Raw genomic sequence first — 26,077 nt, forward strand, 5'->3', positions numbered from 1 at the left:
CACCGGCCGCGGATTTCGCGCGGTCGTCGACGGAATCTGTGGCAGCATCGGGGACGATGACCGGATCGCGTCGCATCGGATGGGGGCTGCTCGTCGCCGCGCTGCTGGCGCTGGCGATGGTCGTCGCGGGCAGCCGCTGGGCAAGCCTGTCGGCGCGGACCGCCACCGACCGCGCCGCAACGACGATCGCGCGCAGCCATCTGGGGCTGCTGACCAGCGAATTGCAGAAATTCCGCCTGTTGCCGCTGGTGCTCGCCGAATATCCCGGCGTCGCCCGCGCGCTGGCCGGCGGCGATGCGGCGGCGGCGCGGCGGCTGGACGAGACGCTGGAGCTGCTCGCGTCGCGCACCGATGCCGCGGTCCTCTATGCGGTCGATGCCCGCGGCCGCGCGATCGCGGCGAGCAACTGGCGGTCGCCGACCAGTTTCGTCGGGCAGGACTACACCTTCCGCAGCTATTTCAACGAAGCGATGGCGCGCGGCCAGTCGGAGGTGTTCGCGCTGGGCAGCGTCAGCCGCCGGCCCGGCCTGTACCTCGCGCGCCGGATCGATGCCGGCGGCCGGCCGCTGGGGGTGATCGTCGTCAAGGTCGAGTTCGACCGGCTGGAGCGGGAGTGGGCGCAATCGCCAGGCGCGACCGTCGTCGTCGATGCGCGCGGGCTGATCCTCGTCACCAGCGTGTCGGCGTGGCGGTTCCACCCGACGCGGTCGCTGTCCGCGCCGGCGATCGCGGCGCTGCGCCGTTCGCGGCAGTTTGGGGCGTCGCCGCCGACGACGCCGGCCTTCACGCTCGCGGGGCGCGATGCCGTCCAGCGGACTGCGCGCTATCGCGTGGCGGCGGTCGCGGCGCCGATCGAAGCGACGCGGCTGCTCCATCTCGCGCCGCTCGCGCCACCGCTGGCGGCGGCACGGACGCAGGCGCTGTTGTGGGGATCGGGGCTGCTGCTGCTCGCGGCGCTGGCGGGCGGCATCGGGCTGCGCGGTGCGGAGCGGCGGCGGATGCAGGCGCAGGCGCAGGCGGCGCTGGAGCGTGAGGTGGTGCGCCGCACCGCCGAACTGCGCGACACCAATGCGCGGCTGGTGGTTGAATCGGAGGAGCGCGCCGAGGCCGACCGCCGCTTCCGCGCCGCGCGCGAAGAGCTAGCGCAGGCCAATCGCCTCGGCTCGCTTGGCCAGATCACCGCGGGTGTGGCGCATGAGATCAACCAGCCGCTCGCCGCGATCCGCACCTTCGCCGAGAACGGCGTCACCCTGCTCGATCGCGACGCGCCCGATCGCGCGCGCGACAATCTGTCGCGGATCGTCGCGCTGACCGACCGGATCGGGACGATCACCGCGGAGCTGCGCGCCTTTTCGCGCCGGCGTACGCCGTCGCGCGGCGCGCCGACGCTGGCGGAGGCGATCGCGGGTACGCTGCTGCTGATCGGCGACCGCGCGCGCGGCGTGGTCGAGGACAGGGTGCCCGCCGACATCCGCGGGCTGCGGGTGAGCGCAGACCGCATCCGGCTGGAGCAGATCCTCGTCAACCTGCTCCAGAATGCGCTCGATGCGGTGGCGGGCGTCGCCGACCGGCGGGTGACGATCGCGGCGGAGCGCAGCGACGGCGTCGTCGCGCTGCGCGTCGCCGACAATGGCAGCGGCGTCGACCCGGCGCTGGACGCGACGCTGTTCACCCCCTTCGCCTCGGCCAAGCCGGAGGGGTTGGGGCTTGGCCTCGCGATCGCGCGCGATATCGCCCGCGAATTCGGCGGCGAGCTGGCGCTGGCGCCGGGCGATGGCGGCGCGGTGTTCGTGCTGACGTTGCGCCTCGCATGACGCGGCAGACGGTCCTGCTGGTCGAGGACGACGAGGCGCTGCGCTTCGCGACGCAGCAGGCGCTGGAGCTCGCCGGCCTATCGGTGCGCGCCTTCGCAGGGGCGGAGGGGGCGCTGGCGGCGCTGTCGCCGGATTTCGACGGCGTCATCGTGTCCGACATCCGCATGCCGCGGATGGACGGGCTGCAATTGCTGGCGCGAGTCCGTGCGCTCGACGGCGACCTGCCAGTGATCCTCGTCACCGGCCATGGCGGCGTGCCGATGGCGGTCGCGGCGCTGCGCGACGGCGCCTATGATTTCCTGACCAAGCCGTTCGCCACCGACCATCTGGTCGCGACGATCGGCCGTGCGCTGGAACGCCGCGGGCTGCTGGTCGAGAACCGGCGGCTGCGCGCGGTCGCCGAAAGCGCCGGCGAGGAGAGCCCGCTGATCGGGCAGAGCGTCGCGATCACGCGGCTGCGCGCCGCGATCCGGCCGCTGGCGACCGCCGGGCTCGACGTGCTGGTCGAGGGCGAGACGGGGACGGGCAAGGATCTGGTCGCGACGCTGCTCCATCGTCAGGGACCGCGGCGGGCGCGGCCGTTCATCGCGGTACAATGCGCCGCTTTGGGCGAGGAGCAGGCGGCGCAGGCGCTGTTCGGCCATGCCGCGGACAGCGTCTCGCACACGCGGCTGTCGCGCACCGGCAGCATTGCGACGTCGAGCGGGGGGACGTTGTTGCTCGACGAGATCGATGCGCTCGCTCCCGCGGTGCAGGCGGCGCTGCTGCGCGTGATCGAGGAGCGCGAGGTGCAGCCGATCGGCGCGGAGCGGGCGGAGGCGGTCGACCTGCACGTCGTTGCGACGAGTCGCGGCGACCTTGCCGACGCGGTGGCGGCGGGGCGGTTCCGCGCCGATCTCTACCACCGGCTGGCGGCGACGCGGCTACGGCTGCCGCCGCTGCGCGAGCGCGAGCATGACCGGACCTTGCTGTTCGTCGCCTTCGTCGAACAGGCGCGCGTCGCGCTCGAACGGCCCGGCCATATGATCCGCGAGGTCGAGCGCCGCCATGTGCTCGACCATGGCTGGCCGGGCAACGTACGGGAATTGCGCAATTATGCGTTCGAATGCGTGCTCGCCTCGGGCGGCGATCCCGGCGCGCAGGACGTGCAGGACCTGCCCGCCCGCGTCGCCGAATTCGAGGTGACGGTGATCGTCGACGCGCTGCGGGCGAGCGGCGGCAACGTCATGAAGGCGGTCGAGCGGCTCGGCATCCCGCGCAAGACGCTCTATTACAAGCTCGGCCGCTACGGCATCGATCCCGACGCCTTCCGCACTTTGCGCTCGGGCGGCTAGGATCGGATGACATCGGATTGATCCGAATGTTCGTCATTGCTTCGCGGCGCTCGCAATGACGGATCAGTTCGATGTCATCCCGCTCCAGGATTCAGGCGGGGACGGCCTGCGCCTGCGCCTTGCCCCTGATCGCATCGATATCGCGGTCGATGATCGCGAGCATCGCCTGCACCATCGGCGCCAGCGTCGCCTTCGGACGGACGATCTGGTGGTGGAGCAGGCCCAGCGACATGGTGAGGATGACGTCGGCGAGCGCGGAGCGGCGCTCGGTCAGCGCGGCCCCCGGGGCGAGCATGTCGAGCGCGGCGAGCATCAGCCGGTGGACGTCGTTGTGCGTCCGGTCGAAGATCGCGGCGATTCGCGCATTGCGGCCCGCCTCGGCCATGATCTCGGCGAACAGGCGGCCGTCGTCGGGGTCTTCGTCGGGCAGGACGAACTGGCGAATCCAATCCCTTACCTGTTGTTCGTCGCCCTTTTCGATCGCGAGTCGCAGCGAGTCGGCGGCCATGAAACTGCGGCAATCGGTGTCGACGATGGCGGCGACGATGTCTTCCTTGGCCGCGAAGTCGCGATACAGCTGGCCGACTGCGACGCCCGATTCCCTGGCGATCTGGGCGATGCCCGTGGCATGAAAACCGTTGTCTATAAATAACTTACGTGCCGCATCGATCACCCGTTCACGGCGGAGGGCAGTTCTATTTCGTGGTGCGTCGCAACAAAATCCGGAATCGATCATTCCATCCTCGTACCACGAGCCTTGACGCTCGTTCCTGAACGGTTGTAGCAGGGCGTGAGTGATCGATCACTCACAATTTTTTAGCGGACATTTTGGCATGGCGATGAAGCGACACGGAGTGGCGGTGCTCGCGTTGGCACTGGCTCTGGCGGCGTGCGGCGGCGGCAACGAGCAGCAGCAGCAGGCGCCACAGGGGCCACCGACCGTCGGCTATGTCCTGGTCCGGCAGGAGGCGGTGACGCTGACCACCGAGCTGCCGGGCCGCACCACCGCCTTCGAAACGTCGGAAGTCCGCCCGCAGGTCAATGGCCTGGTGCTGGAGCGCCTGTTCGTCGAGGGTGACGTCGTCCGCAAGGGGCAGCCGCTCTACCGCATCGATCCGTCGCCCTATCAGGCGCAGGTCGCCAGCGCCCGTGCGGCGCTGGCCCGTGCGCTGGCGAGCATCGCGTCGAGCGCGGCGCTCGCCCGCCGGTATGGCGAGCTGGTCAAGATCAACGCGATCTCGCGTCAGGACCTCGAAAACGCGCAGACGACGGCGCAGCAGGCGCAGGCCGATGTTGCGGCGCAGCAGGCCGCGCTGCGCACCGCGCAGATCGATCTCGCCCGTACGACCATCCGCGCGCCGATCACCGGCCGCATCGGGCGGTCGGTGTTCACCACCGGCGCGCTCGTGTCGGCGGCGCAGACGGAGGCGCTGGCGACGATCCAGCGGATCGACCCGATCTATATCGATATCCAGCAGTCGAGCGCCGACCTGCTCAAGCTGCGCCAGCAGATCATGAGCGGCCAGCTGACGCGCGACGGCAATGCGCCGGTCAAGCTGAAGCTGGAGGACGGCAGCGACTATGGTCCGCAGGGGACGCTGCGCTTCGCCGACGTCACCGTCGATCCGACGACGGGCTCGCAGATCATCCGCGCGCTGTTCCCCAATCCCAACGGGCTGCTGCTGCCGGGCATGTTCGTCCGCGCCTCGCTGACGCAGGGCACCGACCAGAAGGCGATGCTGGTGCCGCAGCGCGCCGTCACCCGCGATGAAAAGGGCGGGGCGACCGTCATGGTCATCGGCGCCGACAACAAGGTGCAGCCGCGCGTCCTGCAGACCAGCCGCACGATCGGCGACAACTGGCTCGTCACCGGCGGCGTGAAGCCCGGCGACAAGGTGATCGTCGAGGGCGGCATGATGCTGCGCCCGGGCATGCCCGTGCAGGGCAAGCCGTGGAACCCCAACGCCCCCGCTGCCGGAGCCCAGCCGGGCAACGGCGCCGGCGCGCCCGCAGCTCAGGCGAAGTAACCGCTGATGTCCCGTTATTTCATCGATCGGCCCATCTTCGCATGGGTCATCGCCATGGTGCTGATGCTGGCGGGGATCATCGCGATCCGCAGCCTGCCCGTCGCCCAGTTCCCCGAGATCGCGCCGCCCGCGGTCGCGATCACCGCCAGCTATCCCGGCGCCGATGCGGAGACGCTGGAGCGCACGACGACGCAGATCATCGAGCAGCAGCTCAAGGGCATCGATAACCTGCGCTATTTCTCGTCCTCGTCGTCCTCGGCGGGCACGGTGACGATCACGCTGACCTTCGAACAGGGCACCGATCCCGACATCGCGCAGGTGCAGGTGCAGAACAAGCTGCAGGCGGCGACGCCGCTGCTGCCGCAGGAAGTGCAGCGCCAGGGCATTCAGGTGACCAAGTCGGCCGCCAGCTTCCTGCTGGTCGTCGGCCTCGTCTCGACCGATGGCTCGCACACCAACACCGACCTGTCCGACATGGTCGTGTCGAAGTTCCAGGACCCGGTCAGCCGCGTCTCCGGCGTCGGCGAGCTGCAGGTGTTCGGCGCGCAATATGCGATGCGCATCTGGCTCGATCCGGTGAAGCTCAACAGCTACGCCCTCACCATCGGCGACGTCTCCGCCGCGGTGCAGGCGCAGAACGCACAGGTGTCCGCCGGACAGATCGGCGCGCAGCCCGCGCCCAAGGAGCAGATGCTCAACGCGACCGTCTCGGTCCAGTCGCGCCTGCAGACGCCCGAGCAGTTCGGCAACATCCGCCTGAAGACGACCACCACCGGTGCGGTCGTGCGCCTCAACGACGTCGCCCGGGTCGAACTCGGCGCGGAAAATTACGGCTTCGACGTCCAGTATAACGGCAAGCCCGCCTCGGGCTTCGGCGTCCGCCTCGCCGCGGGGGCCAATGCGCTCGACACGGTCGAGCTGGTCAAGGCGCGGGCGGAATCGATCGGCAAGACGCTGCCCGCCGACGTCAAGGTCATCTACCCCTACGACACCACGCCGTTCGTGCGGCTGTCGGTCGAGCAGGTGATCCACACGCTGATCGAGGCGGTGGTGCTCGTCTTCCTCGTCATGTTCCTGTTCCTGCAGAACTGGCGGGCGACGATCATCCCGACCATCGCGGTCCCGGTCGTGCTGCTCGGCACGTTCGGGGTGATGGCGATGGCCGGCTTCACCATCAACACGCTGACGCTGTTCGGCATGGTGCTCGCCATCGGCCTGCTGGTCGACGACGCGATCGTCGTGGTCGAGAACGTCGAGCGGTTGATCGTCACCGAACATCTCAGCCCGAAGGAAGCGGCGCGCAAGTCAATGGACGAGATCAGCGGCGCGCTGATCGGCATCGGCCTGGTGCTGTCCGCGGTGTTCCTGCCGATGGCCTTCTTTGGCGGGTCGACCGGCGTGATCTATCGCCAGTTCTCGATCACGATCGTCTCGGCGATGGTGCTGTCGGTCATGGTCGCGCTGATCCTGACCCCGGCGCTGTGCGCGACGATCCTGAAGCGTCACGATCCCGACAAGAAGGAAGGCAACGGCCTGCTCGCGCGCTTCTTCCGCTGGTTCAACGAGAAGTTCGACAACGCGCAGCACAAATATGAGGGCGGCGTGAAGCGCACGGCGCGCAGCTGGAAGCGGTCGCTGCTCGTCTATCTGCTGATCGTCGCGGGCATGGTGTTCGTGTTCACGCGCCTGCCGTCGGGCTTCCTGCCCGACGAGGATCAGGGGACGGTGCTCGCGCTGGTCCAGGGTCCGGCGGGTGCGACGACCGCGCGCACCGACAAGGGGCTGACCCTCGTCCGCGACCATTTCCTGAAGCAGGAAAGCGCCAACGTCGCCGGCGTGTTCACGATCAACGGTTTCAGCTTTGCAGGGCAGGGCCAGAATGCCGGCCTCGTCTTCGTCAACCTGAAGCCGTGGGAGGAACGCGGCGGTGCCGAGAACAAGGCGCAGGCGATCGTCGGCCGGGCGATGGGCACCTTCGCCCAGTATAAGGACGGCATGATCTTCGCGCTGGTGCCGCCGGCGGTGCAGGAGCTGGGCAATGCCACGGGCTTCGACGCGCAGCTGGTCGATACCGGCGGGATCGGTCACGAAAAGCTGGTGCAGGCGCGCAACATGATGCTCGGCATGGCCGCGCAGAATCCGAACCTCGCGCAGGTCCGCCCGCTCAGCCTCGACGACGCGCCCCAGCTCAAGGTGCAGGTCGATGAGGACAAGGCCCGTGCGCTCGGCCTCGACCTCGCCGACGTCAATTCCACCATCTCGACCGCCTGGGGCGGCACCTACATCAACGACTTCATCGATCGTGGCCGCGTCAAGCGCGTCTACATGCAGGCCGATGCGCCCTATCGCCTCGCGCCCGATGACGTCGGCGACCTGTACGTGCGCAGCAGTAGCGGCCAGATGGCACCGTTCACCGCCTTCTCGACGCTGGAATGGGCGAATGCGCCGGTGCAGTTGACGCGCTACAATGGCCAGCCGGCGATGCAGATCCAGGGTTCGCCCGGACCGGGGCTGAGCACGGGCGCGGCGATGACGGCGATGGAGGAGATCCATGCCAAGCTGCCCCCGGGCACCGCGCTGGAATGGACCGGCCTGTCGTTCGAGGAGCGGCTGTCGGGCGGTCAGGCGCCGGCGCTGTACGGCCTGTCGCTGCTGATCGTGTTCCTGTGCCTTGCCGCGCTGTACGAGAGCTGGTCGGTGCCGATCTCGGTGCTGCTGGTCGTGCCGCTCGGCGTGCTCGGTGCGGTGCTGGCGGCGTGGCTGACCGGGCTGAACAACGACATTTACCTGCAGGTCGGCCTCATCACGACGATCGGCGTGTCGGCGAAGAATGCGATCCTGATCGTCGAATTCGCCGAGGAGCGGATCAACGAGGGGATGAAGCCCTTTGAGGCCGCGGTGGAGGCCGCCAAGCTGCGCCTGCGACCGATCCTGATGACCAGCCTCGCGTTCATCTTCGGCGTGTTGCCGCTGGCGATCTCGACCGGTGCGGGTGCGGGCGGGCAGAATGCGATCGGGCGTGCGGTGGTCGGCGGCATGCTGTCGGCGACGGTGCTCGCGATCTTCTTCGTGCCGATGTTCTTCGTCGTCGTCCTGCGCCTGTTCGGCCATGGCGGCCAGGCGAAGCCGGTGGCGGAGGATCGGCCGCACGACGACCATGACGATGACGCGCGTGACGATAGCGGACGGGGTCCCAACCCCGCGCCGCAGGGAGCCTGAGTGGTGATGAACAGCAAGTGTGTCCTGGGCCTGCTCGCGGCCACCGCGCTCGCCGGGTGCAATCTGGCGCCCAAATATGTGCGGCCGGTGGGCGCAGTGCCGGCGGCATTGCCGCAGGGTGGCGTCTATCCGGCGGCGGCGACCGACGCGCCCGACGTCACCAAGATCGGCTGGCGGACGTTCTTCACGGACGACCGGTTGCGCAACACGATCGCGCTGGGGCTGGAGAACAATCGCGATCTGCGGCTCGCCGCGGCGAACGTGTTGCAGGCGCGGGCGCAATATCGCGTCCAGCGTGCCGATCTGGTGCCGTCGACGACGGTGTCGGGGTCGGGGACTTATACCAACAACATCTTTGGTGGCGCGGGCGCGGCCGGCGGCGGTGCGGCGGCCGGCGGGGCCGGCGCGGGTGCCGGAGCGGGGGCGGGTGCCGGGGCCGGCGCAAATGTCGGCAGTACCTCGTCGAACCTCGAATTCTATTCGGTCAACGCCGGTTTCTCGGCATTCGAGCTCGATCTGTTCGGCCGCGTGCGCAACCTCAGCCGGGCGGCGCTGGAACAATATTTCGCGACCGAGGAGGCGCAGCGGTCGACGCGGATCAGCCTGATCGCGGAGATCGCGACGGCATGGCTGACGCTGGCGTCGGATCAGGACCAGATGCGCATTTCGCAGGATTCGCTCAAGTCGTTCGCGCAGACGCTGGAGTTGACGCGGGCGCAGTTCCGCATCGGCGTGGCGTCCGAGCTGGAGGCGCGGCAGGCTGAGACGACCTACCAGAGCGCACGCAACGATATCGCGGTGCTCAAGACGCGGGTGGCGCAGGACAAGAATGCGCTCGACCTGCTGGTCGGCGCGCCGGTGACGTCCGCGCTGCTGCCGCAGGGGCTGGGCAATGGCGATACGGCGTTGCAGGTGCTGCCCGCGGGGATCGCCTCCGACGTGTTGCTGCGGCGGCCAGACGTGCTGGAGGCCGAGCATCAGCTGATCGCGCAGAACGCCAATATCGGTGCGGCGCGCGCGGCGATGTTCCCCAGCATCTCGCTGACCGCGACGCTGGGGACGATCAGCACCGCGCTGAGCGGCCTCTTCGCGGGCGGCAGCTTCACCTATACCGGCTCGCCGGCGGTCTCGCTGCCGCTGTTTGACGGCGGGCGGCTGCGCGGCAATCTCGATTCGGCGCGGGCGCAGCAGCAGGGCGCGGTCGCGACCTATGAGAAAACGGTGCAGACCGCGTTCCGCGAGGTCGCCGACGCGCTGGCGCAGCGCGGCACGATCGACGAACAGATCGCGGCGCAGACGGCGCGCGCGAATGCGGCGAACGTCGCGTTCCGGATCTCCGACGCGCGCTATCGGGCGGGGGTGGATTCCTTCCTCACCACGCTCGATTCGCAGCGCAACCTCTATACCGCGCAGCAGCAGCTGGTGACGACGCGGCTGTCGCGGGGGAGCAATCTGGTCGAATTGTACCGGTCGCTCGGCGGCGGGCTGGAATAAGCGCCCGCCGCGATCGGGCGGTCAGGCCGCCTGCGCGGTACAGGTGCGGATCGGCGCGAGGCTGTCGAGGAACTGGCGCGCGCTGTTCGCCCAGGTGAAGCGCGCCGCATAGGCGGCACAGGCGGCGCGGTCGCGGGTCAGCGCCCGACGGATTCCCGCGGCCAGATCGTCGTCGATCGCCCCGACGCTGCCGTCGAGCACGTCCACGGGCCCCGGCGCGGGCAAAGCGGCGACCGGGGTGCCGCAGGCGAGCGCCTCGATCATCACCAGTCCGAACGTGTCGGTGCGGCTGGGGAAGGCCAGCACGTCGGCGCTGCGATAGGCGGCGGCGAGCGCGTCGCCGAACTTCGGCCCGAGGAATTGCGCGTCCGGATAGCGCGCGGCGAGCATCGTGCGGGCGGGGCCGTCGCCGACCACCACCTTGGTGCCGGCGATATCGGCGTCCAGAAACGCCTCGACGTTCTTCTCCACCGCGACGCGGCCGACATAGAGCAGGATCGGGCCAGCAAGCGCCGTGATCGCCGGATCGGCCGCACCCGCGGTGGAGAAGGTGGCAAGGTCGACGCCGCGGCCCCAGCGGCGCAGCCGGCCGAGGCCATGGCTGCGCAACACCGCATCGACCGAGGGGGTCGAGGTCAGGATCGCATCGGCGGGGGCGTGGAACCAGCGGATATAGCGCCAGATCCATTCGGCGTTCACGCCGGTGCGCGCCGCGACGTAATCGGGAAACTGGGTGTGATAGGCGGTGGTGAAGCGCAACCCTTCGCCGAGGCACCAGCGGCGCGCGGCGAGGCCGAGCGGCCCTTCGGTGGCGATGTGGATGGCATCGGCGTCGAAGGCGCGGATCAGCCGGCCGATCGTGCTGCTGCGGGCGAGCGCCAGCCGGATCTCGGGATAGCTGGGGCAGGGCAGGCTGGCGAAGCGGTCGGGCGAGACGACCAGCAACTCATGGCCCTGCGCCTCCAGCTCGCGCTTGATCGAGGTCAGCGTGCGGACGACGCCGTTGACCTGCGGCTGCCACGCGTCGGTGACGAGGGCGATCCGCATCAGGCGGCGATCGCCGCGGCGGCCCGCGCATCGGCATCGCGCCGCGCGATCTCGTCGGCCCAGTGGAGCAGTTCCATCCGCCCGTCGAAATGCTCGACGAGCGCGGTGCAGCCCTCCACCCAGTCGCCGTCGTTGTAATAGGCGATATCGCCGATCTGGCGGATTTCCGCGGTGTGGATATGGCCGCAGACGACGCCGTCGACGCCGCGCGACCCGGCGGCATGGGCGACGACCTCCTCGAAATGCGAGATGAAGGCGACGGCGTTCTTGACCTTCGCCTTGGCGTGCTTCGACAGCGACCAATAGGGCATGCCGAGCCGGCGGCGCGCGACGTTGAGCCACTGGTTGACCACCATCAGCGCGGTGTAGGCACTGTCGCCGACGAACGCGACCCAGCGGTGCGCCAGCGTGATCGCGTCGAATTCGTCGCCGTGCAGGACGAGCAGGCGGCGGCCGTCGGCGGTGGTGTGGATCGCCTTGCGCCGGATCTTCACCCCGCCGAAGTCGAGCCCGGCGAACTGGCGGAACGCCTCGTCGTGGTTGCCGGGGATATAGGTGACGCGGGTGCCGCGCTTGGCGCGCTTCATCAGGCGCCAGACGACGTCGTTATGCGCGGCGGGCCAGTAGAAGCGCTTCTTGAGCCGCCAGCCGTCGATCATGTCGCCGACGAGGTACATGTGCTCGCTGTCGACATGGTCGAGGAAGTCGATCAGCATCTCCGCATTGCAGCCGCGGGTGCCGAGATGGACGTCGCTGATCCAGATCGTGCGGAAGCGGCGGCGGGCGCCGTCGGCCCGTTCCGGCACCGTCGGCCGCTGCGGTACGAAGGCGAGGATATCGGCGGTCTGGTCGCTCGTGCAGTCGCTGGTGGTCATGATCGGCCCCCCGGAACGCGCTGTTCCTGACGGAGCCTATGCCCGTGCGATGTTACGCCGCGGTCACGGGAGCGTGACGGATGTGTTGCGGTCAGGCCATCGTGGTGCGCAGCACGGTCAGCAACAGCCAGTAGAGCGTGCCGGCGAGCAGCATCGCCGCAGGCAGCGTCAGCACCCAGGCGAGCGCCATGTTGCGGATCGTGCGCCATTGCAGCCCGGCGCCGTTCGCGACCGAGGCACCGGCGACACCCGACGACAGGATATGCGTCGTCGATACCGGCATGCCGAAGCGTTCGGCGAGCAGGATCGTCGCCGCGGTCATCAGTTCGGCCGACATGCCCATGCCATAGGTGAGATGCGTCTTGCCGATCCGTTCGCCGACGGTGACGACGATGCGGCGCCAGCCGACCATCGTGCCGAGGCCGAGGGCGATCGCGACGGTGACCTTTACCCACAGCGGGATATAGCGGGTGCCGCGTTCGAGCGCGCTGCCATAGCCCTTGATCCCCTGGATCTCCTGCGCGGTGAAGCGCGCCTGCGCGCCCTCGTCGGCGATCACCATCTTGCTGGCGTCGAGGACGAGATACATGTCGCCGCGCAGGTTGGGCGTGGCGGCGGCGGGGACCTTGCCGAGCGAGCCGTAGCTGGCGAGCCGGTCGCCGACGTCGCGCGACAGCGACGACAGCGCGCCGTACATCGCCTGGCTGTCGACGCGGCGGGCGGCGAGGCCCTGCGTCACGGTGGCGCGGGCGGCATCGATCGAGGTCGGCTCCGGCCCGGGCTGGCGCGCGAAGATCTGCTCGGCGGTGCGCGCCTGCTCGACGAACGCCGGCGTGGCGCTTTCCGGCACGGTGCGGTTGAGCGCATAGGCGGTGGGGGCGCAGCCGATCAGGATGAGCATGATGAGGCCCATGCCCTTCTGCCCGTCGTTGCCGCCGTGCGCGAAGCTGACCGCGGTGCAGGTGAGGATCAGTGTCGCGCGGATGCCCCGGGGCGGCGGCGCGTTGGTATCGGGCGCGCGGTACAGCTTGGGATCGCGCAGGAAGCGCTTCATCACGAGCAGCAGCAGCAGCGCGCCGCCGAAGCCGATCAGCGGGCTGACCATCAGGGCCGTCAGCACCTTTTCCGCCTGGTGCCAGTCGACGCCCGACGTGCCGCCGGTGTTCGACAGCAACTGGTTGGCGAGGCCGACGCCGAGGATCGAGCCGATCAGCGCATGGCTGGAGGAATTGGGCAGGCCGACGTACCAGGTGGCGAGATTCCACAGCACCGCGGCGAGCAGCAGGGCGAAGATCATCGCGAATCCGCCCGCCGAGCCGATGTGGAGGATTAGTTCCACGGGCAGCAAGGTGATGATCGAATAGGCGACCGCGCCCGACGACATCAGCACGCCGAGAAAGTTGAAGAATCCGGACCAGACGACCGCGAGCGGTGCCGGCATGGCGTGGGTGTAGATGACCGTGGCGACGGCATTCGCGGTGTCGTGGAATCCGTTGACGAATTCGAACCCGAGCGCGATCAGCAGCGCCAGCCCGAGGAACAGGAAGACGCCGGTCGCGAGGGTTTCGCCGACCTCCGCGGTATCGGTGACGATGCTGACGCCCGCATAGCCGAGCGCGCCGACCAGCACGGCGAGGAACACCCAGCGGCTCGCGGGGTGCAGATTGCCGTCGAGACGCGGGCCGCGCGCAGCCGTGGGGGAAGGTGCTGCAGAGACCATGGTAGCCATGACGCTGCCGGTGGACCCGCAATGTGACGGGTTCGTGACAGGCGTGTTGCGGCGGTGGGATCGACAGGGCTTTCCCGGCCGCGACGCAGGGCGATGACTTGGCGCGCGCGCTTCCCTAAGACGGCGGGCGTGACCGCCCTGCGCCGCCTTTCGCTGAACCATCGCACGCTCGCCCTGTGGCTGGCGCTGGTGGTGCTCGGCGTGAAGCTGCTGGTGCCGGCGGGGTTCATGGTCGGCGTGGTCGATGGCCGGGTCGCGTTGCAGATCTGCAGCGGCTTCGGCCCGGTCGCGGCGGCGCCGATGGCGCATCATGCGATGGCCGACGCGGCCATGGCCGATCACGGCGCGAAGGGGCATGCGGCGTCCGGCCATGCGCAGTCGCGGCACGGCGGGGCGGACCATCCCGGCGCCGACATGCCCTGTCCGTTCGCCGCGCTGGCGCATGGCGTGGCGATGCCGGTCGATCCGGTGCTGCTTGCGGCCGCGCTGGCGTTCGTGCTGGCGCTGGGTTTCGTCGCCGTCGTTCGTACTTACCTGCGATCCGTGCCGTTCCTGCGGCCGCCGCTCCGGGGACCGCCGCTCCCCGCCTGATCCGCCCCTATGCACAGCGACGGCGCCGTTCCCCGCAAGCGGGGACGCGCGCCCGGATCGGGATTATACCATGACCTATCTTCGAACCGCCGCGGCGGCAGGCCTGATGCTTGCCGTCTGTCCGGCGGTGGCGGCGCAGTCCGCCCATACCGACCAGGACCACGACCCGCGCGCGGCGCGCGACACCAGCTTTTCGGTCGGCGACATCGTCGTCACCGCGCGCGACATGGCGGGATCGACCGCGACCGTGCTGACCTCCGTCGACCGGCTCGGCGGCGACATCGCGCAACGGCAGAGCGTCGACAATGCGTGGGAGCTGTTCGCGCGGCTGCCCGGCGTGACGCTGACCGATTTCAACCAGGGGACGACGTCGGGACGCTTCTCGATCCGCGGCTTCAACGGGGAGGGGGAGATCAACGCGGTCCGGCTGTCGATCGACGGCATCCCCGCCAACACCAACGACGGCGGGATGGCGTTCATCGACGCGGTGATGCCGCTCGACATCGCGCGCGTCGAGCTCGTGCGCGGCACGGCGGACCCGCGCCATGGCCTGCATGCGATCGCGGGCAGTGCCGATATCGCGACGCGGATCGGCGGCGACTATCTGGACGTGCGCGCGCTGGCGGGGGCGTTCGGCACCGCGGAGGGGCAGCTTTCCGCCGGGGTGGAGACGGGGCGGCTCAGCCAGAATTACTTCGTCGGGTATCGACGCAGTACCGGGTTCCGCGACCATGCCGGGCTCGACCGGGTCAGCCTCGCGGGCAAATGGTTCTACGATCGCGGGCCGGTGCGGATCGGCGGGATCGCGCGCTATGCGCAGGCGGAGGCGGACGAGCCGGGCTATCTGACCGATGCCGACGCCTATACCGACCGGCGCCGCTCCTATGCGGTGTCGGCGAGCGACGGCGGGCGGCGGCGGCTGAGCCAGTACAGTCTGCATCTCGACGCCGACGTCAGCGACGATCTGGCGCTGAGCGCGAAGGGCTATGCCAACGGGTTTTACGACGATCGCTATGTCCGCTTTTCCGCCACGGTCGCGCAGCAGCGGCGGCTGACGCGCGAAAGTCATTATGGCGCGATGGCGACGCTGCATCATCACCCTACGGTCGCGTTCCTCCACCGCCTGATGCTGGAGGCGGGCGGCGACGTGCAGGTGCAGGACAATGAGAGCCTGCGCTGGCTGACCGCCGAGCGCCGCATCACCGGCCGGACGCGCGATCAGGCGTTCGGGCTGACCGTCGCGGGCGGCTATGCGCAGGCGGTGATCGAGCCGGCCGGCTGGCTGAGCATCACCCCCGGCTGGCGCTTCGACACCGTGTCGGGAACGCTCCGCAACCGATTGAATGGGCAGCGTTATCCGATCAACGCTTATGGCACGATCAGCCAGCCCAAGGTCAGCGTCGCGATCACCCCGGCGGCGGGCGTCACCGCTTATGCGAATTACGGGCGGACGTTCCAGATCGGCGTCGGCGCGGGCGCCTACAAGGTGCCGCCGCGGACCACCGACCTCGATCCGTCGATCAACGAAGGCTGGGAGGCGGGCGTCAAGCTGACGCGGGGGCGCTGGCTGGAGGCGCGTGTCGCGGTGTGGGAACAGACCGCGAGCGGCGAGATCAAGCGGCGGCTCAACGACCCCTCGGGCGACAGCGACAATCTGGGCGCGACGCGGCGGTCCGGGCTGGACGTGCAGGCGAGCGTGACGCCGGTCCCGGCGGCGAGTCTGTGGGGTGCCTATTCCTACCAGCGCGCGCGGATCGTCACCCCCGATCCGGCGATGCCGTCGCAGGCGGGCAATCGGATCGACCATGTGCCGCGCCACCTGTTCTCGGCGGGGCTGGACGTGGTGCCGGCCGAGCGCTGGCGCGTGTCGCTGTGGGGGAACGGCCAGTCGCGCTACGAGCTGACGCCGGCCAACACTTTGCCGCGCTACGGCGCCTATCTGGTCGCGAACGGCGAGGTCGCATGGCGGGTGCTGCCGCGACTGGAGGTCGCGGCGCAGCTCAAGAACATCGGCGACCGCGCCTATGAATATGTCTGGTTCGACGGCAGCCAGGTGCTGCATGCGCCGGCGGACGGGCGTGCGCTGTACGGCAGCGTCCGGCTGACGCTGTGACGACGCCGGCGCAGCGGGTGCGCGTCCTGGTGCGGCGCGTGCATCTATGGCTGGGGCTAGGCATCGGCCTGCTGTTCGCGGTGACCGGGCTGACCGGCAGCGTGCTGGTCTTCTATCCCGCGATCGACGGCGCGATGCATCCGGGGCTGGCGCGCGTCGCCGCAGGCGCGCGGCCGCCGTCGTGGCAGGCGGTGTACGACGCGCTCCGGCGCGACAATCCGGGCCGCGACGGTGCGTGGCGGATCGAGGTGACGCCCGATGGCGGGGCGATCCCGATCCGCTATTACCGGCCGGTCGAGACGCGCGGGCGCGATTTCGCGCCGCTGATGCTGTGGCTCGATCCGGTCGGGCTGCATGCCGTCCGCCGCGGCTATTGGGGCGATTACTGGACGACGTGGATCTACGACCTGCATTACCGGCTGCTGCTGCAGAAGCCCGGCGGCATCGCGATGGGGATTGCGGGGATCGCGATGCTGGCGCTGCTGGTCAGCGGCCTGTGGGCGTGGTGGCCGCGCACCGGCGGCTGGCGCCGTTCGCTGGCGTGGAAGCGCGCGGCGTCGCGATCGCGGCGCCTGTACGACCTGCACAAATGGACCGGGATCGGCGGCGGGATCGTGCTGATCGTGGTGACGGTGACGGGGGCGATGCTCGATCTGCCCGACCAGGTGCGGCCGGTGGTGGCGCGCGCCTCGCCGCTGTTCGCGACGCCGACGCTGGAGAGCGTGCCGCGGGCGGGCGGCATGCTGCCGCTGGATGCGCTGGTCGCGCGGGCGCGGGCGGTGCTGCCGGGGGCGGCGCTGGCGTGGATCGAGACGCCGGCGGGGCCACGCGGTGTGGTGCGGGTGAACCTGTTCGTGGCGGGCGAGCCGAGCCGCCGGTTCCCGCGCAGCAACGTCTGGCTCGATCCCTATGACGGGCGCGTGCTGGCGGTACGCGATGCGCGCCGCGACGGCGGCGGCGACACGCTGCTGACGTGGCTGCACCCGCTGCACGACGGCGAGGCGTTCGGGCTGGCGGGGCGGTGGCTGGTGTTCGTGTCGGGGCTGCTGCCGGCGATGCTGTTCGCGACCGGCGTGTGGCGGTGGTGGGGGCGGCGGCGGGTGGCGAGGGGGTGACGAAAAAGGCCGCCCGGTGTGATCCGGACGGCCCTTTCGTGCAGTGGTGCAGATCGGATCAGAGGCCGATGCGGACGCCTGCATAATAGCGACGGCCGAGCGCGTCATAGGTGCCGGCATCGGTGTCCTGCCCTGCCGACGCACCGATATCGGCGAGGTAGGGCGGCTTGTTGTTCAGCAGATTGTCGCCGCCGACATAGAATTCGAAATTGTCGGCGGTGCGGAAGCGGAGCTGCGAGTCCAAGTAGAATTGCGGACGGACGCGGTACAGCGGGTTGCTGCCCGGGCGCGCCCCGGTCAGCTGATCGTCGAGGCTCGACTGGCTGATCCACGTACCGGTCGTCGTTAGCCCGACCCCGTCGATATCGAACGAGCCGTTGATCGTGAACTTGTCACGCGGCGCGCCGATTTCCCCGGCGAAATAGTCGCGATCCGAATCCGGCAGCGGGATCGAATAGCCGCTGATGAGGTGCGTGTACGAGCCACGCAGACCGAGCGTGCCGCCGAGGCCCCAATCGGCCAGATTCTGGCGCCACGTCACCGTCGTGTCGATGCCCGACGTCTTCACACCGCCGCTGTTCGACGGACCCGAGTTGACCTCGTCCAGCGAGCCCGCGCTGTTCGGGCCGACCACCGCCGAGCGGCGGGTGACGAGGTCGCAATAGGACTGGATCGAGTTGGCGTAGCATTGATTCAGGATGAACTGCAGCGGCGTCGAGACGATCGCATCCTTGATGCGGATGTTGAAATAGTCGACCGTGACGACGAGGTTGCGCAGGCCGCGGATCGAGCGCGGATTGATGACCACGCCGGCGGTGAACGAATCGCCCTTTTCTTCCTGCAAGTTAGGATTGCCGCCCGCGAAGCTGGTGATGCCCTGCAGATCGGCCTGGTTGGCGACGAACGCCCCGTTTGCGGCGATGTTCGCATTGACGCCCGGTGCCGCGCGGCAGTTGGTCGACACGGTGCCCGTGCTGGTGGCGGTGACGCCAACGCACGGGTCCTGCAAGCCGGACGGGAAGTCCTGCTGCGGCGCCTGGAACAATTCGTTGATGTTCGGCGCACGCACCGACCGTGCCTTGATGACGCGGAAGCGGATGTCCTCGATCGGCGCCCATTCGCCGCCGTAATTGTAGCTGAACGTCGTGCCGACCGTCGAATAGTCGGACACGCGCACCGCGCCGCGCAGGCTGAGCGAATGGAAGAACGGCCGGTTCTGCACGATCGGTACGATCGCCTCGCCGAAGCCTTCCCAGAGGTCGAACTTGCCATAGGTCGATGGCAGCGCATTGTTGCCGTTCAGGCCCTGCTGCGTGAGCAGATCGAACACGTTGCTGCTGGTTTCGCGGCGGTATTCGGTGCCGACGTTGATCCCGATCGGATCGGCGCCGAACAGCGAGAACAGCTTGCCGGTGACGTTGGCGCCGGCAACGGTCTGCGTCACCTTCGTATCGAGCGTCGTCGGTGCGGCCAGATAGGCGGCGGTGTTGGCGAGCGTGCCGATACCGTAGATGTTGGCGGGGATGCAGCCGGCCGCACGGGCCGCCGGATCGGCGCAGACGATCTGGCCGGTGGCGGGATCGCGGTAGGAGTTCAGCGCCTGCACGAAGTTGGCGCTGTTGAACTGGCCGTTGCCGTTCTGCTTTTCCTTGGTTTCACCGTAGATGCCATAGGCTTCGTAGCTAAAGCGATCCTCAAGGAACTTGCCGTTGATGCCGCCGGCGATGCGGAACAGGTCACGGCTGGCCGATTGCGTGCGATTGCCGAAATCGGCGAGGCGACGATCGAAATAGATGTCGCGCAGGCCATCGCCATCGGTGTCGGTCGCGGCGTTGAAGATCGCGTCCGGTACGAACGGATTGCGATAGGTCACGCCGCCGACGACGGTCTGGATCGGCACCTGACCGCCCGATGCGATCGCCACCAGGTCCGAGCTGAGCGGGAACGGTTCGATGACCGTCTGCACCTTGGTCTTGGCGTAATTGCCTTCGAGCCACAGGTTGGCGGCGTCCGACACCTCGAAATTGGCGCGACCGGCGGCGACATAGCGCTCGACCGGAACGGCGAGGTAGCGGAAGTCGGACCGGTTGAACCCGCCGCAATTGGCGCCGGTGCAATTGACCAGCGAACCGGTGTTGTAGCTGAACGTCTGGTCGCCGGCATAGATGCGTCCGCCCGGCGCGAAGCCCGACAGCAAGGTCCGCGGCGTGAACAGATCCTCGTCGCGACCGGTCGAAAGACCCAGGCTGCTCGAATCGATCGCACTGGAGCCAGCCTCGGTCGAGCGGTCCTTCTTGAAGACGGTGCCTTCCTTCGAATAGCCGCCGAACAGCATGATATTGCCGCGACCGTCGGCAAAGTTCTTGCCGGCGAGGATGTTCACCTGCCGGTCGAAGCCGTCACCGCGCTCCGAAATGCCGAGCTGGCCGTCCATCTGCAGACCATCGAACTTGGTCTTGTAGACGAAGTTGACCACGCCGGCGACGGCGTCGGAGCCGTAGACGGCCGAGGCGCCGCCGGTCAGCGTGTCGATCCGCTCGATGAACTGGGTCGGGATGACGTTGAGGTCGACCGCCTGGCTGCCCGGCTGGCCGGACACGAACCGCCGGCCGTTGACCAGCACCAGCGTGCGATCCTCGCCGAGGTTGCGCAGATTGACCGTCGCGGCGCCGGCGCCCTGCGTGGCGAAGCTGGAATTGGTACGACTGATCCCCGGGGTACCGAAGGCCGGGTTCTGCAGCAGCACTTCCTGCACGTTGATCGCGCCCTGCTGCTGGATCTGCTCGGCACCGATGACCTGCAGCGGCGAGGCGGATGCCGCCGCGGGCGAGGCGATTCGTGAACCGGTGACGACGATGTCGGCCCCGCCGGCATCTGCGCCGATCGCCGTGGCGGCGTCGCCGGCGGGCGTCACGCCCGTCGCGGACTGGCCGGCGGCCTGATCGTTGGTGGTCTGCGCCGGCGGGCAATCCGGGCTCGTGGCATTCGGGGGACAAACCGTCTGCGGCGCGACGGGCTGGCCGGCATCCTGGGCCACGGCAGGCGTTGCGAGCATCGCGGCGCCGACGAAGAGGGAGGTTGCCAGCAGCTGCCGGCGGTACGCGAGGGTCATAATGATCGTCCTGTCACTAGCGCTTCAGAAGGGCAGCAAACCTGTCCTGAGCTACAGGGCGGGTAGCTCCGCAAAATCGCGCCGACGAGGGCAAAGTATCCGATATGTCGCGGATTTCGCCCTGGTGTTGCGTCTGTGTAACAGCGGCACGAGGAGAAATTAGGTCAGTATCGTTACATCGCCAGAATTCCGAAGGATGCGGCGAATGGAGGTCCTTCGTTCAGCTTTTCGCAAGGTTTCCAGTAGGCTGAATCGCACTGTCAGGCAGGGATCACATATTGCTGCGATCTGTGCCGGCTCGATCGACATTTTATTTCGACCAGTTACGCTGTCCTAACATGATTGGTCACAGCGCGCATTCTTTCGCGCCCGCAGCAAAGTTCGACCCTGACGCGGGACCCTTCGTCCCCCTCAAGCGTGTTAGCGCGATGCACATCCCCTATCTCGACATCGACCTGCCCGGATGGGCGCAGCGGCTCGCCGGAGTCGCGATGTTCGTGCTGGTGCTGGCGCTGCTGCATCGGGTGCTGCTCGCCGGACTGCGACGACTGGCGAAGCGGACGACGACCAAGACCGACGACATATTGATCGACCGGCTGGGGCGGCCGTCCTTCTGGCTGGTCGTGGTCATCGCGCTCGCCGCGTCGGGGCCGGGGCTGGACCTGCCGCGCTATTGGGAGACGATCTGGCAGCGCGTGCTCGGGCTGCTGACGCCCGGCGTGTTCGGCTGGATGCTGCTCGCCGCGCTGACCGTCTATCGCGATATCAGCGAGGTGCGGTTCGATATCACCGCGTCCGACAATCTGCGCGCGCGGCGGCGGCGGACCAGGATCAGCATCCTGCACCGCATCGGCGTGTTCGTGCTGGTGATGCTGACGGTGATGATGATGCTGATGAGCATCCCGTCGGTGCGGACGATCGGGGTGACGCTGGCGGCGTCCGCCGGTGTCGCTGGCCTCGCGATCGGTGCGGCCGCGCAGCCGGCGCTGAAGAACGTGATCGCCGGGATCCAGATGGCCTTCACCGAACCGATCCGGATCGACGACGTCGTCATCATCGACAACGAATGGGGACGGATCGAGGATATCCGCCTGACCTATGTCGTGGTCCGCATCTGGGACGACCGGCGGCTGGTGGTGCCGGTGTCCAAATTCCTTGAGAACAGCTTCCAGAACTGGACGCGCGAGACGAGCGCGCTGCTGGGATCGGTGTTCTGGTATCTCGATCCCGCCGCGGACGTGCCGCGGATCCGGGCGAAGCTGGAAGAGGTGGTGCGCGCCAACCCGCGCTGGGACCAGCGCTTCTTCAACCTGCAGGTCACCGATTCGAAGCCCGACGGGACGATGGAGGTGCGCGGACTGATGACCGCCAAGGACGCCTCGACCGCGTTCGACCTGCGCTGCGACGTGCGCGAGGCGATCTATGCCTTCATCCGCGCCGAGATGCCCGAGGCGCTGCCCCGGGAGCGGTTCATGCGTGCGCCGGCTGGTCCTGCGGCTCCATCTCCAGCGGACCGGCCATCAGCGTTTCGGTGAAGGTCTTGCGCCACCAGCCGATATCCTCGCGCAGGATGGTGTCCATCATCTTCTGCCAGCGCTCGATCCGCTCCTCGCGCGGCATGCGCAGCGCGAGCATGATCGCGTCGGACATCTCCTCCGCCGAATAGGGGTTGATGAGCACCGCGTCGGTCAGCTGGCAGGCGGCGCCGGCGAAGCGCGACAGGATGAGAACGCCGGGGTCCTCCGGATTCTGCGCGGCGACATATTCCTTGGCGACGAGGTTCATACCGTCGCGCAGCGGGGTGACGAGGCCGATCTTGGCGGCGCGGTAGATGCCGGCGAGCACGTCGCGCGGATAGCCCTGGTTGACGTAGCGGATCGGCACCCAGTCGATATCGGCATAGGCGCCGTTGATCCGGCCGGCGAGCCCTTCGAGATTGCTGCGGATCTTCTGGTAGCTGCCGACGGTCGCGCGGCTCGGCGGTGCGATCTGGAGGAGGGTGACCTCCTTGCGCTCCTCGGGATGCTCGACGAGGAAGCGTTCGTAGCCGAGGAACCGCTCCTCGAGCCCCTTCGAATAGTCGAGCCGGTCGACGCCGACGATCATGTCGCGGCCAACCGCGGCGTCGCGCATCTGACGGAAGGCGAGGCGGCCGCGCGTGCTGGTGGCGAGGTCGGCGAATTCCTTCGCATCGATGCCGATCGGGCAGGCCATGACCTTGACCCGGCGATCGTCGAGGACGAGCTCGCCGTCCTCCATATGCGCGCCGAGTTCGTGCGTCGCATAGTCGCAGAAGGACTGGAGCCATTCGTCGGTGTGGAAGCCGATGACGTCATAGGCGAACAGGCTGCGCACCAGCGCCTGCGCCTCGGGCAGGATCGCGAGCAGGCGGCGCGGTGGCCAGGGGATGTGGAGGAAGAAGCCGAGACGGTTGTTGGCGCCGCGCTTGCGCAGCTCCTCGCCGAGCGGGAACAGGTGGTAATCCTGAATCCAGACTGCGTCGTCCTCCTCGATCAGCGGCTGGACGGTGTCGGCGAAGCGTTCGTTGACACGCTGGTAGCCGCCGGCGAATTCGCGTTCGTATTCCGCCAGATCGACGCGGTAATGGAACAGCGGCCACAAGGTCCGGTTGGCGTAGCCGTTGTAATATTCCTCGATATCCTGCTCTTCGAGGTCGACGGTCGCGGTGGTGACGCCCTCGTTGCGCTGGAAGGTGATCTGGCCGGTATATTCGTCGGTCTGCTCGCCTGACCAGCCGAACCACATGCCCTTGTATTCGCGCAGCGCCGAGGCGAGCGCGACCGCCAGCCCCCCTTGCGCGCCGGACTTGGAGCCCGACGGGGCGGAGACGCGGTTGGATATGATGATGAGACGGCTCAGCGGATCGAACTCCAGGGTTTGGACAGCAGGGCGGCACAGTTAATCATGCCGACCAGCGAATAGGTCTGGGGATAATTGCCCCACAGCTCGCCCGATGTCGGGTCGATATCTTCGGAAAGAAGGCCCGCTGCGGTACGGCGTGCCAGCATCTCGTCGAACAGCGCACGCGCATCGGCCTCGCGGCCGGTGAAGTGCAGCGCCTCGATCAGCCAGAAGGTGCAGACGTTGAACGCAGTTTCGGGCAGGCCGAAATCGTCCTCGGTATCGTAGCGCAGCATGTGGCTGCCGCGGCGCAAGCCCTTTTCCACCGCCTCCAGCGTGCCGATGAAGCGCGGATCGCCGGGTTCGAAGAAGCGCAGGTCGAGCAGCTGGATCAGGCTGGCGTCGAGGTCGTCGCCGGAGAAGGTCGCCGACATGCGATTGGTGTCGGGACGCCAGGCGCTGGCCTCGATATGCTTGCGGATCGTGTCGGCACGCGCTTGCCAGAAATCGCGGCGGTCGGGCAGGTCGAGGACGTGTGCGGCATTGGCGAGCCGGTCGCACGCCGCCCAGCACATCGCGCTCGAATAGGTGTGGACGCTCTGCCGGGTGCGCAATTCCCACAGGCCGGCATCGGGCTGGTCGTGGAACTGCCAGGCGCGTTCGCCGACATGCTCCAGCCGCTGGAAATCCTCGATACCGGACTGGCGGAACAGGCGCTGGTCGAAGAAGGCGTGGACGCTGCACAGCACGATCTGCCCATAGGCGTCGTGCTGGATCTGCTCATACGCCTGATTGCCGACGCGGACCGGGCCCATGCCGCGATAGCCGGGCAGGGCGGGGGCGAAGCGCTCCTCCAGCGTCGCCTCGCCGAGGACGCCGTAGAGCGGCTGGATATGGCCGCCCGCCGCGCTGTCGACGATGTTGCGCAGATAGCCGAGATAGCCCTCCAGCACGTCGAGCGCGCCGAGCCGGTTGAGCGCCTGCACGGTGTAATAAGCGTCGCGGACCCAGCAATAGCGATAGTCCCAGTTGCGCTCAGACCCGGCATGTTCGGGGATCGAGGTGGTGAGCGCGGCGACGATCGCGCCCGTCTCCTCATGCTGGCACAGTTTCAGCGTGATCGCCGAGCGGATGACGACATCCTGCCATTCGAGCGGAATGGCGAGGCCGCGCACCCATTCCTGCCACTCGCTGATCGTCTGGGCGAGCATCGCGTCGAGCGTTTCGGCAAGGTCGCCGCTGAAGCTTTCATCCGGACCGAGGAAGAAGTGGAGCGGGCGTTCGAGGCGGAAGGTGCGCTCTTCCTGCACCATGCCGATCGGCGCGGTGGTGGTGAGGCGCAGCTGCATCGAATCGAGCAGGATGCGCAGATGGTTCGATCCGCCGATCTGTTCGCGGCAGGTGCCGCCCCAGCCGCAGGTGGTGCGCAGCTGCATCGTGACGCGCGGGCTGCCGCGCAGCGGGCGGACGATGCGGGCGAAGGCGACCGGGCGATAGGTGCGGCCGGAGCGGACGAAGCGCGGGCAGAAGTCGATGACCTCCAGCGCGTTGCCGGCATCGTCGGTGTGGACGCTGACCAGGATCGGGGTGTTGCGGATGTAATGCTGTTCGACGCTGACCGAATGTTCGATCGCGATGCCCCAATAGCCGCTGTCGGGCTCGGCGCCGCCGATCAGCGCCGAGAATAGCGGATCGCCGTCGACGCGGGGGACGCAGGCCCAGACGAAGCGGCCGGCGCGATCGACCAGCGCGCTGACCTGGCAATTGCCGATCGGCCAGAGGTCGACGCTGGTCGTAGGGGGCGTGCTGGTCGGCGCGGCGGTCATCGGGCGAGGCTTTCGGTTGCGGCGGCGAGCCAGGAGAGGGTCTGCGGCACGCCGTCGAGGCGCCAGGCGGCGGCGGTGGCGCGCGGAGCGCCGATCAGGATGCCGGCGCCGCCGAGGGCACGCGCGGCGACCATGGCGGGCTCGTCGGTGTCGTCGTCGCCGAGGAAGACGGGCGTGCGGCCGGCGAAGACCGGCGCGCGCATCAGCGTGTGGAGCGCGGTGCCCTTGTCGGCGCCGGGAACACGCACCTCGATCATCATCTTGCCCGTCTGCAGGTGCAGGCCGGCGTCGGCGGCAAGGCCGCGGGCGAGGTCGGTCGCGGCCGTCTCCGCTGCAGGCGCGGCACGATAATGGAGTGCGGCCCCGAGCGGCTTCTCCTCGACCAGCACGCCGTTTGTTGCGGTTGCGAAGGTTTTCATCCGATCGACTATACGGTCGAGGGCGGCGGGACGTTCCGCACGGTCGTGCCGCCCGTCGGGCCAGGCGACCTCCAGCCCGTGGCTGCCGGAGATGGCGAAATGCGGATCGCCGAACAGCGCGCGGATGCCCGCGACCGGCCTGCCGGAGATGATCGCGACCCGCCCGTCGAGCGCGGCGCTGAGCCGGTCGATCAGCGCGGCGAGATGCGCATCCACGGCGACGGCGTCGGGATGATCCTGCAGTTCGACGAGGGTGCCGTCGAAATCGAGGAACAGCGCGGCATTGCGCAGCAGGTCGGCAGGGGGCGGGGGAAGGTGCGTCACCCAGCCGCGTGTCGGGGATCGGGCGGGGAGGGTCAAGCGGGTGTCTGCGCCGGTCGGTTTCGGTGGTCGGAGGGCGTTCGACCGAGAGGCGGTGGGAGGTCCATAGATGCGCGCTCAAGCGCGCAATACAGGTCACCACAAGTCGCGATCATCTGTCGCGTTACTCCGCTTCCGGA

General features: G+C 68.6%; 17 protein-coding genes. 9 read left to right on the plus strand and 8 right to left on the minus strand.

Features of this window, described 5'->3' with window-relative positions; translation table 11 throughout:
- Positions 1-56 precede the first annotated feature (56 nt).
- Together B2515_RS15370 and B2515_RS15375 are read left to right on the plus strand one after the other, a co-directional pair.
- A complete protein-coding gene (locus B2515_RS15370) occupies positions 57-1,814 on the plus strand; it encodes a sensor histidine kinase (RefSeq protein ID WP_293877825.1) in 1,758 nt (585 codons plus the stop codon).
- Positions 1,811-3,148, plus strand: a complete 1,338-nt coding sequence (locus B2515_RS15375) for a sigma-54-dependent transcriptional regulator (RefSeq protein ID WP_293877827.1) — start codon at positions 1,811-1,813, stop codon at positions 3,146-3,148. The genes B2515_RS15370 and B2515_RS15375 overlap by 4 nt, the downstream gene beginning before the upstream one ends.
- A gap of 91 nt (positions 3,149-3,239) precedes the next feature.
- Here B2515_RS15375 and B2515_RS15380 read toward each other — a convergent pair whose 3' ends face one another.
- Positions 3,240-3,821 (minus strand): TetR/AcrR family transcriptional regulator, encoded by a 582-nt coding sequence (locus B2515_RS15380; protein WP_293877829.1) that lies wholly within the window; start codon positions 3,819-3,821, stop codon positions 3,240-3,242.
- A gap of 166 nt (positions 3,822-3,987) precedes the next feature.
- Here B2515_RS15380 and B2515_RS15385 point away from each other — a divergent pair, with 166 nt between their 5' ends.
- From B2515_RS15385 to B2515_RS15395, 3 genes are read left to right on the plus strand one after another with little or no spacing between them, the layout of a single operon-like run.
- A complete protein-coding gene (locus B2515_RS15385; protein ID WP_414711415.1) occupies positions 3,988-5,175 on the plus strand; it encodes an efflux RND transporter periplasmic adaptor subunit in 1,188 nt (395 codons plus the stop codon).
- Between the two features lie 6 nt (positions 5,176-5,181).
- Entirely contained in the window at positions 5,182-8,394 is a 3,213-nt protein-coding gene (locus B2515_RS15390) for an efflux RND transporter permease subunit (protein WP_293877832.1), read from the plus strand.
- 6 nt (positions 8,395-8,400) lie between these two features.
- The gene (locus B2515_RS15395) at positions 8,401-9,888 is read left to right on the plus strand and encodes an efflux transporter outer membrane subunit (protein ID WP_293877833.1); all 1,488 of its coding nucleotides are present in this window, start codon (positions 8,401-8,403) and stop codon (positions 9,886-9,888) included.
- A 21-nt stretch (positions 9,889-9,909) separates the two neighbouring features.
- Here B2515_RS15395 and B2515_RS15400 read toward each other — a convergent pair whose 3' ends face one another.
- The 3 genes from B2515_RS15400 to B2515_RS15410 all read right to left on the minus strand — a co-directional run bounded on the left by B2515_RS15400 (position 9,910) and on the right by B2515_RS15410 (position 13,539).
- On the minus strand, positions 9,910-10,935 hold the full coding sequence (locus B2515_RS15400) for a glycosyltransferase family 4 protein (RefSeq protein WP_293877835.1): 1,026 nt from the start codon (positions 10,933-10,935) through the stop codon (positions 9,910-9,912).
- Complete coding sequence (locus B2515_RS15405; RefSeq protein WP_293877837.1) at positions 10,935-11,810, minus strand: UDP-2,3-diacylglucosamine diphosphatase; 876 nt, start codon at positions 11,808-11,810, stop codon at positions 10,935-10,937. The genes B2515_RS15400 and B2515_RS15405 overlap by 1 nt, the downstream gene beginning before the upstream one ends.
- Positions 11,811-11,901: 91 nt before the next feature.
- Positions 11,902-13,539, minus strand: a complete 1,638-nt coding sequence (locus B2515_RS15410; RefSeq protein ID WP_293877839.1) for an inorganic phosphate transporter — start codon at positions 13,537-13,539, stop codon at positions 11,902-11,904.
- 129 nt (positions 13,540-13,668) lie between these two features.
- Here B2515_RS15410 and B2515_RS15415 point away from each other — a divergent pair, with 129 nt between their 5' ends.
- The 3 genes from B2515_RS15415 to B2515_RS15425 all read left to right on the plus strand — a co-directional run bounded on the left by B2515_RS15415 (position 13,669) and on the right by B2515_RS15425 (position 17,358).
- Positions 13,669-14,130: a hypothetical protein gene (locus tag B2515_RS15415; protein ID WP_293877841.1), complete on the plus strand. Its 462-nt coding sequence runs from the start codon at positions 13,669-13,671 to the stop codon at positions 14,128-14,130.
- A 70-nt stretch (positions 14,131-14,200) separates the two neighbouring features.
- On the plus strand, positions 14,201-16,243 hold the full coding sequence (locus tag B2515_RS15420) for a TonB-dependent receptor (protein WP_293877843.1): 2,043 nt from the start codon (positions 14,201-14,203) through the stop codon (positions 16,241-16,243).
- A complete protein-coding gene (locus tag B2515_RS15425; RefSeq protein WP_293877845.1) occupies positions 16,240-17,358 on the plus strand; it encodes a PepSY-associated TM helix domain-containing protein in 1,119 nt (372 codons plus the stop codon). Before B2515_RS15420 ends, B2515_RS15425 begins: the two co-directional genes overlap by 4 nt.
- A 58-nt stretch (positions 17,359-17,416) precedes the next feature.
- On the opposite strand, the gene B2515_RS15430 is transcribed toward B2515_RS15425, so the two are convergent.
- Positions 17,417-20,470, minus strand: a complete 3,054-nt coding sequence (locus B2515_RS15430) for a TonB-dependent receptor domain-containing protein (RefSeq protein ID WP_293877847.1) — start codon at positions 20,468-20,470, stop codon at positions 17,417-17,419.
- Between the two features lie 428 nt (positions 20,471-20,898).
- Between B2515_RS15430 and B2515_RS15435 the strand changes: the two genes are divergently transcribed.
- Complete coding sequence (locus B2515_RS15435) at positions 20,899-22,005, plus strand: mechanosensitive ion channel family protein (RefSeq protein ID WP_293877849.1); 1,107 nt, start codon at positions 20,899-20,901, stop codon at positions 22,003-22,005.
- Here the strand turns inward: B2515_RS15435 and B2515_RS15440 are convergent.
- From B2515_RS15440 to otsB, 3 genes are read right to left on the minus strand one after another with little or no spacing between them, the layout of a single operon-like run.
- A complete protein-coding gene (locus B2515_RS15440; protein WP_293878484.1) occupies positions 21,941-23,350 on the minus strand; it encodes an alpha,alpha-trehalose-phosphate synthase (UDP-forming) in 1,410 nt (469 codons plus the stop codon). The two genes, B2515_RS15435 and B2515_RS15440, sit on opposite strands and share 65 nt — an antisense overlap.
- The gene (locus B2515_RS15445; RefSeq protein WP_293877851.1) at positions 23,347-25,158 is read right to left on the minus strand and encodes a glycoside hydrolase family 15 protein; all 1,812 of its coding nucleotides are present in this window, start codon (positions 25,156-25,158) and stop codon (positions 23,347-23,349) included. Before B2515_RS15445 ends, B2515_RS15440 begins: the two co-directional genes overlap by 4 nt.
- Complete coding sequence (gene otsB, locus B2515_RS15450; protein WP_293877853.1) at positions 25,155-25,901, minus strand: trehalose-phosphatase; 747 nt, start codon at positions 25,899-25,901, stop codon at positions 25,155-25,157. Before otsB ends, B2515_RS15445 begins: the two co-directional genes overlap by 4 nt.
- Between the last annotated feature and the right edge of the window lie 176 nt (positions 25,902-26,077).

Source organism: Sphingomonas sp. UBA978, from assembly GCF_002292295.1.
Classification (GTDB): domain Bacteria; phylum Pseudomonadota; class Alphaproteobacteria; order Sphingomonadales; family Sphingomonadaceae; genus Sphingomonas.